The following is a 15,576-nucleotide window of genomic DNA, read 5'->3' as shown; positions in this document are numbered from 1 at the left end:
CGCATTCGGTGACATGTTCCGGCCCGGCCGGACGTTCAGGATCAAGTGCACGAGTCGGGCACGTACGCAGGCCAGCGCGGGAGGATGGTTCACACATTGGCCCCGGACAGGGTCGCAGTCGTCACGGGAGGAAACCGCGGGCTCGGCCTGGAGCTGGTCCGACGGTTCGCCGAGCTGGACATGCGCGTCGTGCTCGCCTGTCGCGTCGCCGAGGACGGTCGCGCGGCGATCGAACGGTTGGGCGGCCTCGCCGACCGGGTGGCGGTGCGCCAGGTGGACGTCAGCGACGCCGACAGCGTCGCCTGGCTCGTGACCTGGGTGAACAGGCGTCTCGGCCGGTGCGATGTGCTGGTGAACAACGCCGACGCGTTGCTCGACGACGGCGCGGCAGCGGCGAGCGTGGACGTGGAACTGGTCCGCCGGACCCTGGAGACCAACCTGTTCGGTCCGTGGCGGCTCGTCCAGGGAGTCCTGCCGCTGATGCGCGCCACCGGCTACGGACGGATCGTCAACGTCTCGTCCGGGTCGGCCGCCGATCCGCGCGGGGCGTGGGCGAGCCGCGTCTCGATGTCCGCCGTCAACGCGCTGACCCGAGTGTTCGCGGACGAGCTGGCCGGCGACGGCATCCTGGTCAACGCGTGCTGCCCGGAGGCGGGCGCCGACCAGGCCGGCGGTGCCGGGCCGGTCGACGCCTCGACGTCAGTGGACACCGCGGTATGGCTCGCCACCCTGCCCGACGGCGGTCCTACCGGACGGCTCTGGCGCGGCCGGAGCCCGATCGACTCGTGACCGCGCCGGAGTTCACCGGTTGGTCGGTGACGTGGGCAGGCGGAACGGGCGGCCGGTCGTGGTGTGCGTGGCGATGCGGTTGTGGTCGTAGCGGTTCTCGCCACTGACCAGGACGGCGCCGTACCGGTCGAGGCTCACCGTTCCCCCGTACTCCTCCACCACGTCGGTGTCCGGGTAGACGTGCACGGAGGTCGGCACGTACCGGGCGGCGAAGCCGAGCCGCATCGCGTCGGTCTTGCCGGAGTGCGGGTACGACGCGTGCATCAGCGTCGACCAGAACATCACCGCCTCGCCCGGCCGCATGACCATCGGCACGGCCTTCGACTCGTCCGGCTGGAAGTCCGGGTCGACCTGGAGCTGCCGGTAGTCGTAGCCGAAGAAACCGCGCTTCTTGCCGCTCTTCGTCGCGTTGTTGATCGTGTCCGGCGAGTACTCCATCACCTTGGACTCGTCGTAGTTCATCCGCGTGTACGAGCCGGGAATGAACTCCAGGCAGCCGTTGTCGGTCGTCGCCTCGGTGAAGGCCGTCCAGACAGTGATGGTGCCACCGAACTCGGCGTCCTCGGGCCAGACGATCTGCGGCTTGCCGGAGGCGTTCGCGAACGTGTCGGCCTGGTGCCAGTCGGTGCCCTCGTCGCCGGGGTACTTCGGGAAGAACTCGGTGCGCCAGCACAGCAGGTCCGGCCCGATCACGCTTGCCACCCGGTCGGTGATCCGCGGGTCGGTGACCAGGTCGGCCAGGAAGCCGTTGTCCAGGTGCCTGTCGTAGTTGGAGATGTTGGTGTTGCCCGACACTGCCGCGTTCTCGGGGTAGACGGCGTTGCGCCGGTCCAGCACCGACAGCCGCTCGGACCGCCAGGTGCGCACCATCTCGTCCTCGTCCAGGACGGGGAACGGGCCGAAGAAGCCCTGCCGCCAGAACGTCTCCTGCTGCTCGGCGGTGAGCGCGTACTGTGCGCGGGCGGTGTCGGTCATGGCTGCTCGCTCATTTCGGTAGGGGTGCATCGGGCAACGAGTCCAGGTCGTACTCACCGTCGACGGTGAGCGGGAGCCGGTCGACCACGACGATCCGCTTCGGGATCAGGTGCTCCGGCAGCCGCGTGACCAGGTGCTGGCGCAGGCGGCCGAGGTCCACGGCGCTGGCGGTGCCGACGACGTAGGCGGTAGCCGAGTCGTCCACGAGCGCGTCGTCCACGTCGGCCAGGTCACGCAGGGCCGCGAGTGTCTCCAGCGGATCGGCGTACGGTGCGGACGCCGGCCCGCCGCCGGCGAAGTCGAGCACGCCGTCGGGCCGCCGCCGGGCCAGCTGGCCGGTGGTCAGCTCGCCGACGTGGAGTTCGCCAACCTCGCCGACGGCCGCCGGCCGCCCGGCCCTGTTGCGCACGACCAGCGCGCCGGCCAGTTCCGTGCCGATCGGTACGCGCAGCGGGGCCGTGGCCGCCGTCCAGGTTGCCGGCACGGCGTAGCCGGCCAGCGGGCTGCCGCTCGGCGGTCCGCCGTAGACGCCGACCACCTGGCAGCCGGGTGCCAGCGTCCGGAGTCGCTCCACGTCCTGCGCGGTCAGGTCGCCACGGTTGGCCACGAACGCGTACCGCAGGTGTGGCAGTGCCGCCTGCGCCCGGTGCGAGGTCAGCGCCCGCAGCGACGGCGGGGTGAGGTACACGGCCGTCACGGCGGTGGTCCGCAGCCAGTCCCGCAACACATCGGGCTCGTCGTCGGCCGGCAGATGCAGCACGGTGCCGGCGGCCATCGCCGACGACAGCGCCGACGTCACGAGACCGGGCGGGCCGGACAGGACGGCGAGCCGGTCCTCGCCGGTCAGGCCGAACCGTTCGACAGCCCATTCGGCGGGCTCGGCGGTGCCGGTCGCGTCCGTTGCGGCGGTGTGCCGGAGCGCGGCGATCAGCGCCGTCAGTCTGCGGCCGGCGGCCTGGCGATCCGGTCCGTCCGGACCTGCGACCGCGTCCGCGAGCTGCCGGTCGGTCCACTCCCGGTCCCCGTCGACCAGCACGACGCGGTCCGATGCCCGCTCCGCCCACGGCTTTCCGACGGTACGAGGCTCGGCGGCCACCGTCGCGGCCGGACCGACGGCCACCGGTGCGCCGGACAGCTCGTAGTCGAGGATGCCGCCTGTCGAATCGGCGGCCACCGCCGGCAGCAACGCGGCGATCTGGTCCAGGAACGCCTGCATCGCAGCGGCGTCGTAACGGTCGGCGTGGTAGAGCAGTTCCAGCCGGAACTCGCCGGCGCCGTCCCCGCCCTCGTGCACGTTCAGGTTGAGATCGACCTTGCCCGGCTGAGGTGGCGGCTCCACGCCCTCCACCTCGACGCCGGGCAGCCGGAACCTGCCCTCGGCGGTGTCGATCATGCTGACGAGCGTCTGGAACAGCGGCGTACGCGACGGGTCGCGGACCACCGACAGCTCCCGGAGCAGGAGGTTGATCTGGGTCTCGCCGTGGTTGACGCAGTCGTCGATGCACGCCCGGCGGACCCGGCGCAGCAGCTCGTCGAAGCCGGGAGCGCCGCCGAGGTCGATCCGCACCGGGACGGTGTTGACGAACAGGCCGAGCAACGCGTCCACCCCGGCATCGCGGCGGGTGTTCACCGCGACGCCGATGACCAGGTCGTCCTGGCCGGACCAGCGGTGCAGCACCGTGGAGAACAGCGCGACGGTGGCCATGAACGGCGTCACCTCGTGCTCGCGGCACAGCCGCCTCAACGCGTCGGCGCCGGCGGAGTCCAGAGTGGCCCGGACCCGACCACCGACAGCGCCCTGGGCCGGCGATCGACGACGTGCCGTCGGCAGGTCCACCGCCGCCGGCGCCCCGGCCAGCCGGTCGCGCCAGTAGTCGGCCTGGGCCGCGCGCCGCTCGGCGGTCAGCCACCGTCGCTGCCATGCGGCGTAGTCCCCGTACTGGACGCGCAGGGCTGGCAGCTCGGCGGCTGCGGTGTCCCCGCCGACCGCGTACAGGGCGGACAGCTCGCGCAGGAACAGACCGACCGACCACGCGTCGGAGATGACGTGGTGGATCGTGATGCTCACCAGGTGATCGGTGTCGCTCTGGCGAATGAGCAGGCAGCGGAACAACGGTCCCTTGGCGAGATCGAACGGCGTGGCCGCCTGGTCGTCCGCGAGCCGCTCGGCCACCTCCGCCCGGTCGGCGTCGGCCCGGTCGACGCGCCAGGCCGGGTCGGGCGGCGCCACGTGTGGCACAGCCCGGCCGCGGACCACCGGGAACGTCGTACGGAGGATCTCGTGCCGGTCGACGATCGCCCGGACACTGCGCTCAAGCGCCGCGACGTCAAGCGCTCCGCGCATCCGCAGGCGGCCGTGCACGTGGTAGGCGGCACCGGGCCGGATCTGGGATTCCAGCCACAACCGTTCCTGGTCGAACGAGAGGACCGGTGGTTCGTCGGCCGGCCGGGGCGACACCTCAGGACGGTCAGCCGGGTCCGGCGCGCCCTCCGCCGGCGCGGGCAGGGCTGCCGCCAGGTCGGACAGGCGCGAGTTCTCGAACACCAGCCGCAGCGGCAGTGACGAGCCGGCCCGCGCGCGCAGCCGGCCGAGCACCTGGCCGGCCAGCAGGGAGTCCCCGCCGAGGTCGAAGAAGTCGTCGTCCCGTCCGACGCGGTCGAGTTCGAGAACCTGCTGCCACACCTCGGCGACCAGTTCCTCGTCGGCGCCGCGCGGCGGATCGCTCTGGGCGCCACTTGTCGGGTCGGCCGGCGCCGGCAACGCCAGGCGATCGACCTTGCCGTTGGGCGTGTGCGGCAGTTCGTCGAGCACCACCAGGCTGCCGGGGACCATCACCACCGGCAGCGTCCGGCGCAGGTACGCCCGCACCCCGTCCAGGTCGATGCCGTCTGCGGGCCGCGCTACCAGGTAGCCGACCAGGCGGTCGCCGTGCAGCGCGACCACCGCGTCACGGACGTCGGGATGGTTCTGGAGCGTGGTCTCCACCTCGCCGAGCTCGATCCGCTGCCCGCGTACCTTGACCTGGAAGTCCTGCCGGCCGAGGTAGAGCAGGGCGCCGTCGGAGCGGTAACGCACCAGGTCGCCGGTTCGGTACATGCGGTCGCCGGGCGCGGAGGCGAACGGGTCGGCGACGTACCGGGCGGAGGTCAGCCCGGACCTGTTGATGTAGCCGCGGCTCAGGCCACGCCCGGCCAGGTACAGCTCCCCGACCGCGCCGACCGGCACCTGCCGCAGCGACCGGTCCAGGACGTACGCGCGCGCGTCCGGCAACAGTGCGCCGATCGGAGGCGGCTGCTCGCCGGGGCGGAGTTGGGCGTACGTCGAGTACGTGGTGTCCTCGGTCGGACCGTAGAGGTTGATCACGGCCTCGATGTGCCCGGTGGCGTAGAGGTCGTCCACAAGGGTCCCGGTGATCGCCTCCCCGCCCAGGCCCACCACCCGCACGCTGCGGGGCAGTGCCCCCACCTCGACGAGCGCCTTCGCGGCCGACGGCACGACGCTCATCATCGTCACGTCCGGTACGTCGGCGAGCAGCGAGAGGGCGTTGTCGACGATCATTGCGGTGCCGCCCGCGCACAGCGGCGCGAAGAACTCGGGAACCGAGACGTCGAAGCAGATCGACGTGGACGCGAGCACCCGGGACAGGTGGTCCGGCGAGAACGTCCGCCGGACCCAGGTCACCATCGTCACCGCGCTGTCGTGGGTGAGCAGCACGCCCTTGGGCATGCCGGTCGAACCCGACGTGTACAGCACGTACGCCGACGCGTCGGGCGACACCGGCGGACCGTCCACAGCGCGCACCGGCTGGTCGTCCAGCGCGGCCAGCTCGGCGGCTGTCACGACCATCCGGGCCGCGCTGTCCTCAAGCATGAAGGCCGTACGGTCGGCCGGGTAGGCGGGATCGAGCGGAAGGTACGCCGCGCCGGCCTTGAGGATGCCCAGCATCGCCACGGCCAGGTCGACGGACCGGCCGAGCCGGATGCCGACGATGTCCCCGGCGCACACCGCCCGGTCCCGCAGGTAGTGGGCCATCTGGTTGGAACGCTCGTCGAGCTGCCGGTAGGTGAGCGTACGACGGGAGTCCTGGACGGCCACCGCGTCGGGCGTACGGGCGACCTGCTGGGCGAACGCGTCGTGCAGGGTGAGCGGCCGGTCACCGACGGCCGGACCGTGGCCCCACCGGTCGAGCAGCGCCCGTTCCGTGTCGGTGAGCGGGTCGAGCTGGTCGACCGGCAGGTCCGGTTCGGCCAGCGCCCGGGCCAGCAGGACCGGCAGCCGCTCGGCCATCCGGGCCGCCGTCACCGGGTCGAAGAGTTCGGTCCGGTAGTCCCAGCTCCCCCACAGCCGGTCCCGCTCCCGCCACAGGTGCAGGTCCACGTCGTAGCGCAGGCCGGGACGGCCGACCGTCACCCGTTCGAGGGGCGCGCCGCCCAGTGTCGGTTCGCCCGTCTCCCCGTGGAAGACAAGGCTGGCGGAGACAAGGGACCCGTCGAGGCTCCGGCCCGGCGCCAACGCCGCGACCACGTCCTCGAAGGCCACCCCGCGGTGGGCGAAGCCGGCCAGGAAGCTGTCCCGGGCACGCCGGACCAGCTCCCGGAACGATGGACGGCCGCTCAGGTCGGCCCGGAACACGACCAGGTCGGCGAGCAGACCCACAGCGCCGTGCCGGCCCCGTCCCGACCGCCCGGCCTCGGGGAAACCGACAGCGAAGTCGTCCTGTCCGCTGTGCTCACCGAGCAGGAGCTGGAACCCCGCCAGCAGGACCATGAACACGGTGGCCCGCTCGGTCTGTCCCAGCCGCTCGGCTGCCGCGACGACGTCCGGTCCGACGGTCAGCGGTACCGAGTCCGCGGCGAACGTCGGCCGCGCGGGATGCCCGTGATCGGCAGGCAGGTCGAGCTCCGGCAGGCCGGCCAGCCGCTCCCGCCAGTAGTCAAGCGCCCCCGGGCCGGGCGGCACGGGGGCCGGGCTGGGGACCGTGTCGCCCGGCCCGCCGGTCAGCTCGCCGCGGTACGCGCGGTCGAGCTCGGTGAGGAGTACGCGCATCGAGCCGCCGTCGCAGACCAGGTGGTGCGCGACGAACACGAGCAGGCGCTCGTTGTCGGTCAACCGGAGGACGTGTACCCGGACCAGGGGCCCGTTTGCGATGTCGAACGGTCGGGTGACGAGCCGTTGCGCGTGTTCGCGGGCGGCGGCCGCACGCTGTGCCGGGTCCAGGTGGGTCAGGTCCGTGCGCTCGGCCCGAAGCGTCGTCCAGTCGTGCACGATGCGGACCGGACCACTACCGTTCGCGTCCGCGAACGTGCTGCGCAGGGCCGGGTGCCGGCGGAGCACGACGGACAGCGCGTCGTCGACCCGGTCCTCGTCGAGCGCGCCGGTGTGCCTGGCGACGTGCTGCAGGTTGAAGACAGTGGTGCCCGGGTAGAGCCGCTCGAACACGAGGACGCCCCGCTGCGCTGTCGACACCGGGGCGGGGCCGGGTCGGGTCGCCGGCGCAGGACCGCCGGAGCGCCAGCGCTGGACAAGGTGCCGCCCGACCGCAGGTTCCATCACGAGACGCTCGCGTGGCTGTCGACAGCGGCGAGCCGCTCGCGCACCTGACCCGGTGTGCTGCCCTCACTCAGCCACCGGTCCATCAGCGCGTCCGCGACGGCACGCGGTGTGGTGGCGACGAGAACCGTCTCGAACGGCACGTCCAGGCCCACTGTGTCGCCCAGCACGTCGGCGGCCTCGCCTGCGCGCACCGAGTCCACGCCCAGGTCCACGAGGCGATCGGTCGGTCGGCAGTCGTCGACCTCGCACAGCTCGGCGATGATGCCGCAGATCACGCCGGCCAGGTCGGCGACCGCGGCGTCCCGGTCGCGCCGTTGGGCCAGCGCACCGATCAGGGCCGGGTCGGCGACAACCGAGCCGTCGTACGCTCCCGCCAGCAGGGCGTCGCGGCAGTTGGCCCGGCGTACCTTGCCGCTCGACGTACGTGGGACCGATCGCGGTGGCACCAACGCGATGGCGCCCAGCCGCAAGCCGGTCCGCGCCAGCACCTCGGCCCGCACGTCCCCGACGAGGTGCGGGGCGGGCCTGCCCCGCACCTCCAGCACGAGGCAGGCGAACGGCTCGGGTTCGATGTCGACGAGGAACGCGGCGGCCGTGCCGACGGCCTGACCGGCCGCGTCCAGGGCGGCGGCCTCCACGTCGATCGCGTGGTGGTTGACGCCGCGAAGAACGATGACGTCCTTCTTCCGCCCGGTCAGGAACAGCTCGTCGCCAGCCCGGTAGCCCAGGTCGCCGGTACGCAGGTAGCGGGTGCCGTCGAGGTCGCCGAACAGGTCGTCCTGGTCGCTGCCGGACAGGTAGCCCGACGTGACGTGGGGTCCCGCCACCCAGATCTCACCCTCGTCGCCGTCGCCCACCTCGGTCAGGCGCTCCGGATCGACCACCGCGACCCGCTGGCCGGGCACCGGCGTTCCGCAACTGACCGGACCGGGGGCCGGCCGCCAGTGGCCGGCGCTGACCATCAGGGTCGCCTCGGCCAGCCCGTAGCAGGGCAGGAACGCCTCGGGACGGAACCCGACCGGAGCGAAGGTCTCGGCGAACTCGGTGAGCGTGCGGTGCCGGACCGCCTCGCCACCGTTGAAGGCCACCCGCCATCCCGACAGGTCGAGTCCGGCGAGCGCCTCCGGCCCGCGCAGCCGCGCCCGGCGTACGCAGAGGGCGTACGCGAAGTCCGGTCCGCCGCTGGCCGTCGCACCGCTCTCGGTCACCTGCCGCAGCCACCACAGTGGCGACTTGAGGAAGTCACCCGGCGGCATGATGCGCATCGTGATGCCCGCACCGACCGGGGTCAGCAGGCCGCCGATGAGGCCCATGTCGTGGAAGGGCGGTAGCCAGAGCAGCGCGCGAGCGGTCTCGGTCAGCTGGAACCGGTCGGTGATGCCCGCGACGTTCGCGAGGACGCTGTCGTGCCGGACCAGCACGCCGCGCGGTTTCCCGGTGCTGCCCGACGTGTACTGGACGATCGCCACATCCGTCGGGGCGCTGCGGCCCTGTCCGCTCAACGGACCGCCGTCGGCCTCCCTACCGGGCACTGTGAGCGCCGCGGGTACGGCCGCCAGTTCCGGATACGTGCGCTCGGCGATCACCACCGACGGGCGGGCGTCGGCCACGATGCCGTCCAGCCGGCCCCGGTCGGGCCCGCTCGACCCGGGCGGGTAGGCCGGGATCACCGGACGTCCGGCGAGGAAGGCACCGAAGATCGCCACCGGGTAGTCCAGCCCCGCCGGAGCGGCAAGCAGCACCGGACCGTCGTCGCCGCACCCGGCGATCTGCTCGGCCAGGGCGGACGCGCGTGCGGCCACCTGGGAGTAGCTGAGTGTGCTCACCTCGCCGGCGGAATCGACGTATTCGTAGGCGACGGCGTCCGGCGTCGATTCGGCCCGGATCAGCAGCACGTCGGCCAAGGACTGGGTGGCCATGCCCAGAACGTATCGGGCCTGCTCGCGCCGTAGCTGTCCCCTAAAGCGGGGTAGTGGTCAGGCAAGCGCCGCGTACTGTCCATCGTGGTACAGCAGCGGGCTGCCGTCGATGACCTGGGCCTCCAGCGGCTCGACGAGGACGATCACGTGATCGCCGGCGGGGATCCGCGCCGAGACGTGGCACACCAGCCAGGCCAGGCTCCGAGGCAGCAGCGGCACGCCGTACGGCCCGGGGCGCCAACCTGTCGCGGCGAAGCGGTCGATGCCGCGGGTGGCGAACGTACGCGCCAGGTCGGCCTGCCCGGCGTCGAGCACGTGCACCGCCACGTGCTCGGCCTCCCGCAGCATCGGCCAGCTCGACGAGCCACTGTCGACGCAGAACGACATGACCGGTGGGCACAGCGACACCGACGTGAACGACGTCGCGGTGAACCCGAAGGGCCGACCATCGCCGGCCGCCGTCACCACTGTCACAGTGGTGGCCCAGCGGCGGAGGAGGCGGCGCAGATGCTCCGCCCCGACCGTCTCGTGAGCCGGCGACGTCACCTGGCCGGCTGACCCGTTTGCCGGGCCAGCTCGGCAAGGTGTCGCAGGGACCCGAGCACGTCCTGGCGGGGCACGCCGAAGTCGATCAGACAGGCGATCTCGTCGACACCTATCGCCTCCAGCCGGCTCACCATGTCGGCCCCGTCGGCCACGGTGCCGAACAGGCCGCTGCTGGTGAAGTAGCGGTCGAAGGCGTGCGCGATGAGGAAGTCCTTGTCCCGCTCCGGCAGCCGGTTCACGTCGAAGCCGGGCGGCAGGATGCTCGCGGCTGCCTTGACGATCAGGTCAGCGGAGCTGCGCAGGTAGTTGCTCATCGGCTCGCGGACCTGTTCGCGCACCTCGGCCCGGTCCGTGCCGATCAGCGTGTGCAGCATCAGCACGACGTGTCCCGGCGCCCCGCCCAGCTCCGACCGGTAGGTGGCGATGTTCTCGGCGAGCCGGGCGTGATCCTGGCCGAGCATGTGGGTCAGCAGCCCCGCACCGAGACGGCCGGCGGTCCGGAACGTCTCCGGCGAGCCGGCGCTTGTCACCCACACCGGCAGTTCGGGCTGCACCGGCGCGGGGAAGATACGGACGGCCCGCTTCTCCCCCGCTCCGTCGGCGAACTCGACCTCCTCGCCACGCCACAACCGGCGTACGGTGTCCACCGTCTCGGCCGTCACGTTCTTGCGGTCGGCGTAGTTCTCCGGGCGCAGCACGAAGTCGGCCGCGTGCCAGCCGGACGCGAACGACAGCCCCACCCGGCCCTTGGACAGGTTGTCGACGACCGACCACTCCTCCGCGATGCGGACCGGGTGGTGCAGGGGCGCCACCACGCTGCCCGCCCGGACGCCCACCCGCTCGGTCACGGCGGCCACCGCGGCCCCGGTGACAGCGGGGTTCGGGTACAGGCCGCCGAACGAGTGGAAGTGACGCTCCGGCGTCCAGACCGCCGTGAACCCGTTGGCGTCGGCGAATCGGGCGCTCTCCAGCAGGAGGCGGTAACCGTCGTCACCGGCGACGCCTCCGTCGGCGAAGAAGAACAGGCTGTAGTCCACCACCACTCCCGTCGGGTCAGAGCCGGCTGAGCAGAGCGTCGAGCCGGGATTGGTCGACGCGGGCGAGCGGGAAGTCGGTAGGCGAGTGGGTGGTTTCGGCCGGCTGCCGCGCCGCCTCGACGAGCGCCTCAAGCTCCGCGAGGTAACTGTCGGCGCGGGCCTGCATGGTCTGCTGGTCGTGCCGCGTCTCGCTGTAGCGCCAGCGGACCACAAGCGCGCCGCCGGCAAGCGACACCTCGACAGCGATCGGGTACGGCCGCAGCCCACGAGGGCTGACGTCCGGGCCGACCAGAGTGGACGCCGGGCTGAAACCGGGCGGGTCGACGTCGCCGAGGTACGTGAAGGCAAGCTCGACCGGCGCCGCGGGCACCGGCTCGGCGTCGAACCGCAGCAGCGACCATCCGACACCGTCGGCGGGCACCGCGCGCAGCGCCTCCTTGACCGCCTTCAGGCTCGTCTCGGACGAGTCGTCCTGGTCGCCGGTCAGGGGCAGCGGATGGGTATGGCTGACCCAACCCACTGTGCGGCCCAGGTCGACGTCGTCGAACAGCGCCGCGCGGCCGGTCCGCTCGACGTCGACCAGATGCCGCCCGGCACCGCTCCACGCGCGCAGCGTCCGGCCGAGCGCCGTCAGCAGCAACTCGTCGAGCTGGCAGTTGAGCGCCTCCGGAGCGGCGAGCAGCTCGGCCGTCCGCGAAGCGTCGAGCGACACGGTGATCGTCTGCTCGGTCGCCGCGGTATCGGCCTCCGGCTCCGCCTGGCGGTCGGCGGGGACCGGGCCGCCCGGCGAGGCGACCAGGTCGGCCCAGAACGCGCGTTGCTCCTGCACCACAGGCGTACGCCCGTACGCGACAAGCCGACGTACCCACGACTGCCACGACGTCGTCTTCGGCGGCAGCGCCACCGGCTCGCCAGCTGCCAGCGAGGCGAGGGCGCGACCCAGGTCCTCGACCAGGATCCGCATCGACCAGGCGTCGGCGACCATGCGGTGGGCGACGACGGCGATCCGGTCCGGCTGGCCGCCGCCGCAGCGGAACCAGGCGAACCGGACCAGCGGCCCGACGGCCGGGTCCAGGCTGGCCTGGATCTCGGTGCCCAGTTCGTCAATCCGGCGTCGTTGCGCCGCCTCGTCGAGATCGGTCAGGTCGTACGTGCTGAAGGGTGTGAGGTCGCCGCGCGGGGCGATCCGCACGCGCATGCGGTCGGCGCCGGCCAGCAGGATCCGCTGACGCAGCCCGTCGTGGTGGCCCATCAGGTGCTCGACGGCCTTCTCGATCAGCTCCGGCTCCACGGGGGCCGGCAGATCCAGCACCACGGACCGGTTCCAGTGCCGTGCCTCCACGATGGAGGCGGCTCCGAACCAGCGCTGGCTCGGCGCGACCGGCACCGGACCGATCACGTCGGCCTGCTCGGCGTCGATGGTGGGCGCGGCGCTGGCCGCCACGGCCAGGGTGGCGATGGTGGGGTGCGCGAAGAGGTCCTGCGGGGACAGCCGGAGGCCCGCCTCCTGCGCCCGTGCGACGACCTGGATCGCGAGGATGGAGTCGCCGCCGATCTCGAAGAAGTTGTCGTCGACGCCGACCGGGTCGACGCCGACCACCGCCGAGACGATGCCGGCGAGCGTGCGCTCGGTCGGCGACTGCGGCGCCGCGTAGGCCGGGCCCACCTCGGGTCGGCCCTCGTCCGGCGCCGGTAGACGGTCCCGGTCGACCTTGCCGTTGGTGGTCAGTGGGATCGCGTCGAGTTCGACGAACGCGGCGGGCACCAGGTACGCCGGCAACTCGCCGTCGAGGTACCGGCGCAGCTCGCCGAGGTCGGGCATCCCGTCCGGGCCGGGCACCACGTACGCGACCAGGCGCCGGTCGCCCGGGGACGGCTCATGCACCGACACGACGGTCTCGGCGACCCCCGGGTGGCGGCTGAGCACCGACTCGATCTCCAGCGGTTCCACCCGGAAGCCACGGATCTTGACCTGTCGGTCGACCCGGGCGACGAACTCCAGGTTGCCGTCGACCCGCCGGCGGATCAGATCGCCGGTGCGGTACAGCCGGCGGCCCGGCCGTGCCGGGTCGGGGTCGGCGACGAAGCGGTGCGCCGTCAGGCCGGGCTGCCCCACGTAGCCGCGGCCCACGCTGACGCCGCCGATGTACAGCTCCCCGGTGCCGCCGAGTGGCACCGGACGGAGTCGGTGGTCGAGCACGCGCAGGTCCGCCGAGGGCAGTGGGGTGCCGATCGGCAGGTTGGGCCAGTCGACCACCGGACCGGCCGGGTCCAGACGGAAGAACGTCGAGGTGACGGTCGTCTCGGTCAGCCCGTAGCAGTTCATCAGCAGTACGTCGAGTTTCCTCCACATGGCCAGCCGGTCGGCGAGGACCGGCTCGCCGCCGATGATGACCAGGCGCAGGCACCGGGGCAGCGTGCGGCCGGTCCGGTCGAGTTCACGCACCCACTCGTGCCAGTACGCGGTGGGCAGCTCGATAACCGTCAGCCACTCGCGCTCGATGAGGTCGGTGAGATCCTCGCCGCCGCTCAACAGCGACCGGGCCGGGATGACCACGCAACCGCCGGCCAACCAGGTCGGGAACAACTCCTCGGCGAGCACGTCGAAGCTGGGCGAGGCGAACTGGAGGAACCGGTCGCCGGCGCCGAGCCCGAGCCGGTCCACCACGTCGCGCGCGTACGTCACGAGGGACCGGTGCTCGATCACGGTGCCCTTGGGTCGCCCGGTCGAGCCGGACGTGAACACCACGTAGGCCGGTGCGTCCGGATCCGGTCCCGGCAGGTCGGTGTCGGGGCCGTCGGCCCCGTCGTCCACAAGCACCGTGTGGTCCACCGAGCCGGCCCCGATCGACGCCAGCCGTTCCTCGGAGACCAGCACGCGGACGCCCGCGTCGGCGAGCATGCCCGCGATGCGCTCGGCCGGGTAGGCGGCATCGATCGGCAGGTACGCGGCGCCGGCCTTGAGCACGCCGACGATCGACACGGCCAGCCGGGGCGAGCGGTCCACCAGGATGCCGACAGTGGTGTCGCGGCCGACACCGAGTGCCCGCAGCCGGTGGGCGAGCCGGTTGGCGGAGCGGTTGAGCTCGTCGTAGCTTGTCGGGACGCCGTCGTGCACCACCGCCGGTGCGAACGGGGCCTGCGCGACGCGGCGCTGGAACAGCTCGACGAAGCCTGGCGCATCGTCGCGGGCGGCGTCCGGTGTCTGCTCGACCGCCGCCGGGGATGCCGGTGCGACAGCCAGCGGCAGGTCGCCGACCGTCGTGTCGGGCGCGTCGACGAACGCTTGCAGGATGCGGACGAACTGATCGGCGAGCACCTGCACGGTCTCGGCGTCGAACAGCTCGGTCATGTAGATCCACTGCAGTCGCAGCGTGTCGCCGTTCGGATCGGCGTCAAGCGTCAGTGGCGTGGCGGCGATCAGGTCCGTCTCGATCGTCTCGGCGCTGATCCGCAGGCCCGGGACCTCAAGGTCCCGCTCCGGCGTGCGCACGTCGAGCCACATGTCGAACAGGGTGGCGGACGCGGCCTCCAGGCCGAGCCGGTCCAGCATGCCGTCCACCGGCAGGTCCTGGTGATCGTAGGCGGTCACCACCGTGTCCCGGGCCTGCCGCACCACAGCTGCGAGGGTCTGCTCGCCGGTGAGCCGCATCCGCATCGGGAGGGCCCCCACGAAGCAGCCGATGAGCGGTTCGAGCTCGGCTCGGTTGCGGCCGGCGACGTTCTCGCCGATGACGACGTCGTCGCGGCCGGTGTACCGGTGCAGCAGCACGGCGCAGGCTGCGAGCAGGAGGATTCCCGGCGACGCGCTCTCGCGCTCACCGAGGCGGCGCAGGTCGGTGGAGACCGCGGCCGGCAGCTCGGTGATGTGGGACGCCCCGGCGAACGTCGGGCGCGCCGGGTACGGCCGGTCGGTGGGCAGCCCCAGTCCGGCCGGGATGCCGGCCAGGGTCTCCTGCCAGTGCCGGGTCTCGTCGTCGATCCGCTCCGCCTCGACAGACCGCTGCCAGGCCGCGAAGTCGCCGTACTGGATCTCCAGCGGGTCGAGTGGGGCGCCCACGTAGAGGGTGGCGAACTCCCGGACCAGAAGGCCCACCGAGAACGCGTCGGCGGCCACGTGGTCGGCGGTGATGAAGACGACGTGGGTCTGCTCGGCCAGGCGGAACACGCGGACCCGCAGCCGCAGCGGCTCCCCGGGGTCGAACGGCAGCTGGACCTCGGACTGCCAGCTCTCGCGCAGTTCGGCCCGCTGCTCGTCGTCGGAAAGGTGCGACAGGTCGACGATGGGTACCGGCACCGCTGTGGTCGGATGCACCACCTGCGCCATGGTCCCGTCGGACTGCAACTCCACTGTGGATCGCAGCACCTCGTGCCGTTCCACCACCTCGGCGAGGACGCGACGGAGCAGGTCCTCGTCCAACTCGCCCTCGACCCGGAACGCTCCCGGGATGGTGATCGACTGGAACTGGGCGAAGGTCCACTCACGCTGCTGCTGGATCGCCAGCGGTGTGGGCCGGTCGCGGTCACGCGGCTTGATGGCAGTGCTCACCTGGTGACCACGGGCGGCCGCCATCTCGGCGAGGCGTTCCTCCAGTCGGGCCCGCTGCTCCGGCGAGAGGGCTGCGATGCGTCGTTGCAGATCAGTCATTGGTCATCCCGTCCCTGTGTCGTCCCGCGGCACTCGTTCCAGCGGGTCGAGTCCGGCGGTCGACGAATGCGTCCACTCCCCCGTCGCCCGCAGCCGCGCCAACGCCAC

Annotated in this window: 7 protein-coding genes; 1 reads left to right on the top strand and 6 read right to left on the bottom strand. The window is 72.4% G+C overall.

The features are described from left to right. Nucleotides 1-84 precede the first annotated feature (84 nt). Nucleotides 85-789, top strand: a complete 705-nt coding sequence (locus ACPXB1_RS28400) for an SDR family NAD(P)-dependent oxidoreductase (protein ID WP_355597491.1) — start codon at nt 85-87, stop codon at nt 787-789. A 12-nt stretch (nt 790-801) separates the two neighbouring features. On the opposite strand, the gene ACPXB1_RS28395 is transcribed toward ACPXB1_RS28400, so the two are convergent. From ACPXB1_RS28395 to ACPXB1_RS28370, 6 genes are read right to left on the bottom strand one after another with little or no spacing between them, the layout of a single operon-like run. Further along, nucleotides 802-1,764, bottom strand: a complete 963-nt coding sequence (locus tag ACPXB1_RS28395) for a chlorinating enzyme (protein ID WP_425736025.1) — start codon at nt 1,762-1,764, stop codon at nt 802-804. Between the two features lie 10 nt (nt 1,765-1,774). Beyond that, the gene (locus tag ACPXB1_RS28390; protein WP_425736024.1) at nt 1,775-7,315 is read right to left on the bottom strand and encodes an amino acid adenylation domain-containing protein; all 5,541 of its coding nucleotides are present in this window, start codon (nt 7,313-7,315) and stop codon (nt 1,775-1,777) included. Next, nucleotides 7,315-9,237, bottom strand: a complete 1,923-nt coding sequence (locus ACPXB1_RS28385; protein WP_355597497.1) for an AMP-binding protein — start codon at nt 9,235-9,237, stop codon at nt 7,315-7,317. The genes ACPXB1_RS28390 and ACPXB1_RS28385 overlap by 1 nt, the downstream gene beginning before the upstream one ends. Before the next feature lie 57 nt (nt 9,238-9,294). After that, nucleotides 9,295-9,783: a flavin reductase family protein gene (locus ACPXB1_RS28380; protein WP_355597499.1), complete on the bottom strand. Its 489-nt coding sequence runs from the start codon at nt 9,781-9,783 to the stop codon at nt 9,295-9,297. Continuing rightward, a complete protein-coding gene (locus ACPXB1_RS28375) occupies nt 9,780-10,820 on the bottom strand; it encodes a MupA/Atu3671 family FMN-dependent luciferase-like monooxygenase (RefSeq protein ID WP_355597501.1) in 1,041 nt (346 codons plus the stop codon). Before ACPXB1_RS28375 ends, ACPXB1_RS28380 begins: the two co-directional genes overlap by 4 nt. A gap of 16 nt (nt 10,821-10,836) precedes the next feature. After that, complete coding sequence (locus ACPXB1_RS28370) at nt 10,837-15,468, bottom strand: amino acid adenylation domain-containing protein (RefSeq protein ID WP_425736023.1); 4,632 nt, start codon at nt 15,466-15,468, stop codon at nt 10,837-10,839. Nucleotides 15,469-15,576: the final 108 nt, after the last annotated feature.

Origin of the sequence: Micromonospora sp. DT68 (genome assembly GCF_049847245.1) — a bacterium.
Taxonomy (GTDB): domain Bacteria; phylum Actinomycetota; class Actinomycetes; order Mycobacteriales; family Micromonosporaceae; genus Micromonospora; species Micromonospora profundi.
Note: the sequence above shows the minus strand (reverse complement) of the source record. Positions and strands in the feature narration are given on the sequence as shown.

What these genes read in the sequence shown, in the direction of transcription:
- ACPXB1_RS28400 (WP_355597491.1), top strand. Translation starts at nt 85, where the DNA reads ATGGTTCACACATTGGCCCCGGACAGGGTCGCAGTCGTCACGGGAGGA.
- ACPXB1_RS28395 (WP_425736025.1), bottom strand. Translation starts at nt 1,764, where the DNA reads ATGACCGACACCGCCCGCGCACAGTACGCGCTCACCGCCGAGCAGCAG.
- ACPXB1_RS28390 (WP_425736024.1), bottom strand. Translation starts at nt 7,315, where the DNA reads ATGGAACCTGCGGTCGGGCGGCACCTTGTCCAGCGCTGGCGCTCCGGC.
- ACPXB1_RS28370 (WP_425736023.1), bottom strand. Translation starts at nt 15,468, where the DNA reads ATGACTGATCTGCAACGACGCATCGCAGCCCTCTCGCCGGAGCAGCGG.
- ACPXB1_RS28385 (WP_355597497.1), bottom strand. Translation starts at nt 9,237, where the DNA reads ATGGCCACCCAGTCCTTGGCCGACGTGCTGCTGATCCGGGCCGAATCG.